This is a genomic window from Acetobacter sp., assembly GCF_047721705.1.
Taxonomy (GTDB): Bacteria; Pseudomonadota; Alphaproteobacteria; order Acetobacterales; family Acetobacteraceae; genus Acetobacter.
The window spans coordinates 1-4,094 of sequence record NZ_JBDNXK010000157.1 but is presented as its reverse complement, the minus strand read 5'-3'; the positions used below and the strand labels follow the sequence as shown (position 1 = coordinate 4,094).

The following is a 4,094-nucleotide window of genomic DNA, read 5'->3' as shown; positions in this document are numbered from 1 at the left end:
AGCTAGAAGAGCGTTGGATGGGCTATGATGCGGCCTTCACAAGCTTATCACCGCCTTGATTCGTCCAGTAGGGTGGCAAGGTTGTCGTTTCCCCGACCAGAATCGTTGAAACCCCACGCAGGAGACGCAGGGACGTCGAGCGGCTGTCCTTGCCTCATCACGTAATCTGTTTGATTTGCCCGCTGGCTTTCGGTGTCATGATAGCCGTTGTGATGACATCGAAAAATCGGCTGGTGCGTCCTGCAAATGAAGGCTGCTCTCCCAGCCAGCCAAGAGCACCAATCAGCCCAAATAAATCCGTCCCGTCGATATCGTTGCGCGCCGCTCCTTCGGCTTGAGCATGACCAAGGAGCCGAGCGCCTGCCGACCGCAGGTTGGTGCAGGAGATATGGAGGGCAGAATTCTCGTCTTCCAGGGCAATGGACATCATGCTGACGACACCATTGTAGGCCCCCATAAATCTCACGGCCTCGCTGAGCCACGAGAGTAGGGCGTTCGAAGGCGAAGCGGATTTCTCGAGCCTCTCTGCTGTCCTGGTAAGTTCATCAAGAGCCGTTCGAAGCAAAGCCTCAAACAAGGTTTCCCGGGTCGGAAAATGACGCAACAGTGTGGCGAATCCCACCCCCGCACGACGGGCAATGTCACGCATGGAAACGTTTAAAACATCTTCTGAGATGGACTCGAGTGCGCTCATGAGAAGGCGGTCGTAATTTTTTCGGGCGTCGGCTCGCATGGGTTCCGCTTGACAAGGGGTTCAGTGGTCCGTTTATCTGGTTCAGTGAACCACTTGTAGCGTAATTGCTCGCGGAAGGACATGAGAATGTCAGTTAATATGCGATACAAACTTTTGGGCGAACACACCGGCCTGAGGGTTTCTGAGCTTCTGCTCGGGACCGCGAATTTTGGCCGCGCCTGGGGTGGACATGGTGCGGAGCCGGACGAAGCGCGCCGCATTCTGGACACTTATGCTGAGGCGGGCGGGAATTTCATCGATACTGCCAACGGTTATCAGGAAGGACAGTCCGAGGAATTTCTGGGAAACCTGCTTGCGGGACGACGCAACGAATTCGTTCTGTCCACAAAATACTCAGTAAAGACCAATGCGACGTCCGGCATCCTCGAAACCGGCAATAGTCGTCAGGCCATGGTGTCATCCGTCGATCGGAAGCGAGCCTTTGGCGGCTACCCAGGCAATGGCGACCTCTCCTGGCGTCACATCCATCTCCGCCGCGACCTGAAACAGACGGTCGATAATGGCCGTGCGTTGTGGCGTATTTTCAGGCTGAAAGCCGGCACCGGCCCAGGCCTCGTTGCGCCGGTCTGTAGCTTCCTCTGCCCGATACTTCCCGGTCAGGACGCCGCCACCAAGCGGCGAGAAAGCAACCACACCGAGGCCAAGCGCCCGGGCTGCAGGAATCAATTCATCCTCGGTTGCACGCTGCACGAGGCTGTGTTCGACTTGGATACCCGCAATCGGAACAGCGCCGCGAATCTCCGCGATCGTTGCAGCTCTTGCCACGCGCCATGCTGGGAAATTTGACAGTCCGGCATAGAGGATCTTGCCGGCACGTGCGAGGTCATCGAACCCCCGCACAATTTCTTCAAGTGGCGTAACACCATCCGAAACATGAGCCCAGTAGATGTCGATGCGGTCGGTCTTGAGCCGCTTCAGGCTTGCATCATCGGCCCTCGCACACTTGTCCAACTCGAAAGCAATCTGGCCGCCACCAAAGTAGCGCTGTCACCCGGGCAGGTGGCGCGCCTTGACGAGGTGAGCGCAACCCCGCGCAGCTATCCCTACACCGTGCTTGACGACCCCCGGATCAAGGACATCATCACCGGCGGCATGGACGCCCGGATAGACGCTCCTGTGAAACCCGTTGCCTGAGAAACAGCGTGAGACCTGGTTGCGGTCAGGGCGTCCTGCATCTCAGGCGGAAGAGATAAAACGCTTCATCAGCCGTAGGACGTCAGCTTACGGATCTCCGCCCTTCCAAGCCGATAGCTTGTCCTCCCGGCTTAGCTGTCGATTTTCCTAGAGAGCTCCAAAACAGGCCGCCAGTGGCAGCTTCTTACGCAATACGGATGACGCCTTTTCCTCGGGCAGCCTGAAGTCGCCGAATTGTCTCAACAGACAGACCCTGAGCCAGCATTTCATCGATTAGATCAATATGCAGCGCAGACAGTAAGGCGTGGGCACTATAGATCGCATAATCTTCATCAACCTGATTTGATGCATCCATGATGAAGTTTTTCGTCTTCACGTGCATCCATCGATAATGCGGAGACTGCAGCAACCCCCCGGTGGCCTCTCGGGCATGGATCAGGTGCCTGTTCGCAATCTTAAACATCAAGATGGCATCTAGAAATGCAATAAGGCGGTCCAGGGGGGCAGCGCTTTCGTCAAATGGTGGGACACCGGTCGTGCCTCTTTGTTTTAGAATGGCGATCTTTGTGGCCCACAGCGCGTCCAGAAGGCCGTCCCGGTTACCAAATGCTCGAAATAAGGTTCCTTTCCCGACAGATGCGGCTGCGGCGATAGCGTCCATCGTCACCGAACCCGGCAGCTTACTTTGAGCGAACAGCATATCTGCGGCTGCCAGCATACCTTGAAGAGCGACTGGCGGCCGCCCCCGATTTTTATGTTGTATTTCGGACTCTCGGTCCGTTATAGGTGAAGCCTCTGAACTCATAGTCTTTAATTTATGCCGGAGAGCACTGCATGTCACCAACATCTGTCCTTCCTGACTGGCTCGAAACAGCATTTGAAGCGCTTGAACGTGGCGATATCGACGGCTGGATGTCGATTTATGATGCAGATGCCGTGCATGAGTTTCCATTTGTTCCGGACGGCTCTCCGACCCGTTTGACGGGACGGGATGCTATCGCTGCATACATGCAGCGTCTCCCGACGTTCATTCGCTTCGGCTCGCTCAGCGATGTGCACGTGCGTGAAGTGGGCGATGAACTGATCGTGGAAGCCACAGGCCACCATCACAGGATTTCGGATGGCGCTCCCCGAGACATCAGCTATGTCTGGTTCATCACAAGACGTGCCGGCAAGGTGACGTTGATCCGGGATTATATGAATCCGCTCCAGTTGGAGCGCATCGCATCGTCCTGATAAGAGAAAGGCGATGTCCGCTTTTGCGTTCTTCGGTCGGATAGCAGACATTCCGTTCCCCCCTAGTCACCTGAATCTGAAGTTCGGTTCATTGTCTTGTGACAAAAGCGTTTCACCGAGGCGAGGATCTGGTCGGCTGATTTGACCCACCGATACGGCCTTGGATTTTCGTTATGTGCATCGATAAAGGTTGTGATGTCGGCTTCGAGTTCAGTTGTTGACCGATGCACGCCGCGCTGGAGTTGCTTGCGTGTCAGTTCGGCGAACCAGCGCTCTACCTGATTGATCCAGGAAGCCGAAGTGGGCGTGAAGTGAACATGCCAATGCGGGCGGCGTGCGAGCCACGTCTTGATCATGGACGTTTTATGCGTGGCGTAATTGTCCATCACAAGATGAACATCCAGGTCACCAGGGATCTCAGCGTCGATACATTTCAGGAAGTCCAGAAATTCCGTGGTACGATGACGTTTGTAGCATTTGCCGATTACCGCACCTGTTGCGATGTCGAGGGCTGCAAACAGCGACGTCGTACCGTTCCGGAGATAGGTATGGGTACGTCGTTCCGGCACGCCCGGTGCCATGGGCAGGACTGGCTGTTCGCGGTCCAGTGCCTGGATCTGGGATTTCTCGTCGACACACAACACGATCGCGCGGTTCGGCGGCGACATGTAAAGACCGACAATATCCCGGACCTTGTCGACAAATAGCGGGTCCGACGACAGTTTGAAGGTTTCGGCCCGATGCGGCTGCAGACCGAAAGCGCTCCATATCCGGCGGATGGTCGTGTGCGACAGGCCGATCTCGGCGGCCATGGAGCGGATTGACCAATGGGTCGCATCTTTGGGCGTTGTGTTCAGCGTGCGCTCGATGACCTGCGCAACTTGCGCATCCGACACCGTGCGGGGCCGGCCGGCGCGATATTCGTCGGTCAGGCCTTCGATGCCATCTTCGACAAACCGTCGCCGCCATT

The 4,094-nt window shown here is 56.3% G+C and carries 6 protein-coding genes and 1 pseudogene; 3 read left to right on the top strand and 4 right to left on the bottom strand.

The genetic code is table 11. The annotated features are described in order from the left end of the window. Nucleotides 1–157: 157 nt before the first annotated feature. Nucleotides 158–694, bottom strand: a complete 537-nt coding sequence (locus tag ABF824_RS15835) for a TetR/AcrR family transcriptional regulator (RefSeq protein WP_415489925.1) — start codon at nucleotides 692–694, stop codon at nucleotides 158–160. A gap of 120 nt (nucleotides 695–814) precedes the next feature. On the opposite strand from ABF824_RS15835, the pseudogene ABF824_RS15830 reads away from it, so the two are divergent. Continuing rightward, nucleotides 815–1,105, top strand: a pseudogene (locus ABF824_RS15830) (aldo/keto reductase); the annotation flags it as partial. Nucleotides 1,106–1,150: 45 nt separating this feature from the next. Here the strand turns inward: ABF824_RS15830 and ABF824_RS15825 are convergent. Then, on the bottom strand, nucleotides 1,151–1,705 hold the full coding sequence (locus tag ABF824_RS15825; RefSeq protein WP_415489926.1) for an aldo/keto reductase: 555 nt from the start codon (nucleotides 1,703–1,705) through the stop codon (nucleotides 1,151–1,153). Here ABF824_RS15825 and ABF824_RS15820 point away from each other — a divergent pair. Further along, a complete protein-coding gene (locus ABF824_RS15820; protein ID WP_415489924.1) occupies nucleotides 1,628–1,888 on the top strand; it encodes a hypothetical protein in 261 nt (86 codons plus the stop codon). The genes ABF824_RS15825 and ABF824_RS15820 overlap by 78 nt on opposite strands. A 184-nt stretch (nucleotides 1,889–2,072) precedes the next feature. Here ABF824_RS15820 and ABF824_RS15815 read toward each other — a convergent pair whose 3' ends face one another. Beyond that, nucleotides 2,073–2,606 carry a TetR/AcrR family transcriptional regulator gene (locus ABF824_RS15815; protein ID WP_415489923.1) on the bottom strand — a complete coding sequence of 178 codons (534 nt, stop codon included), beginning with the start codon at nucleotides 2,604–2,606 and terminating at the stop codon, nucleotides 2,073–2,075. Between the two features lie 116 nt (nucleotides 2,607–2,722). Here ABF824_RS15815 and ABF824_RS15810 point away from each other — a divergent pair, with 116 nt between their 5' ends. Then, nucleotides 2,723–3,124: a nuclear transport factor 2 family protein gene (locus ABF824_RS15810; protein WP_415489922.1), complete on the top strand. Its 402-nt coding sequence runs from the start codon at nucleotides 2,723–2,725 to the stop codon at nucleotides 3,122–3,124. 62 nt (nucleotides 3,125–3,186) lie between these two features. On the opposite strand, the gene ABF824_RS15805 is transcribed toward ABF824_RS15810, so the two are convergent. Further along, nucleotides 3,187–4,094, bottom strand: a 908-nt coding sequence (locus ABF824_RS15805; RefSeq protein WP_415489921.1) for an IS630 family transposase, incomplete at its 5' end; no start/stop codon positions are given.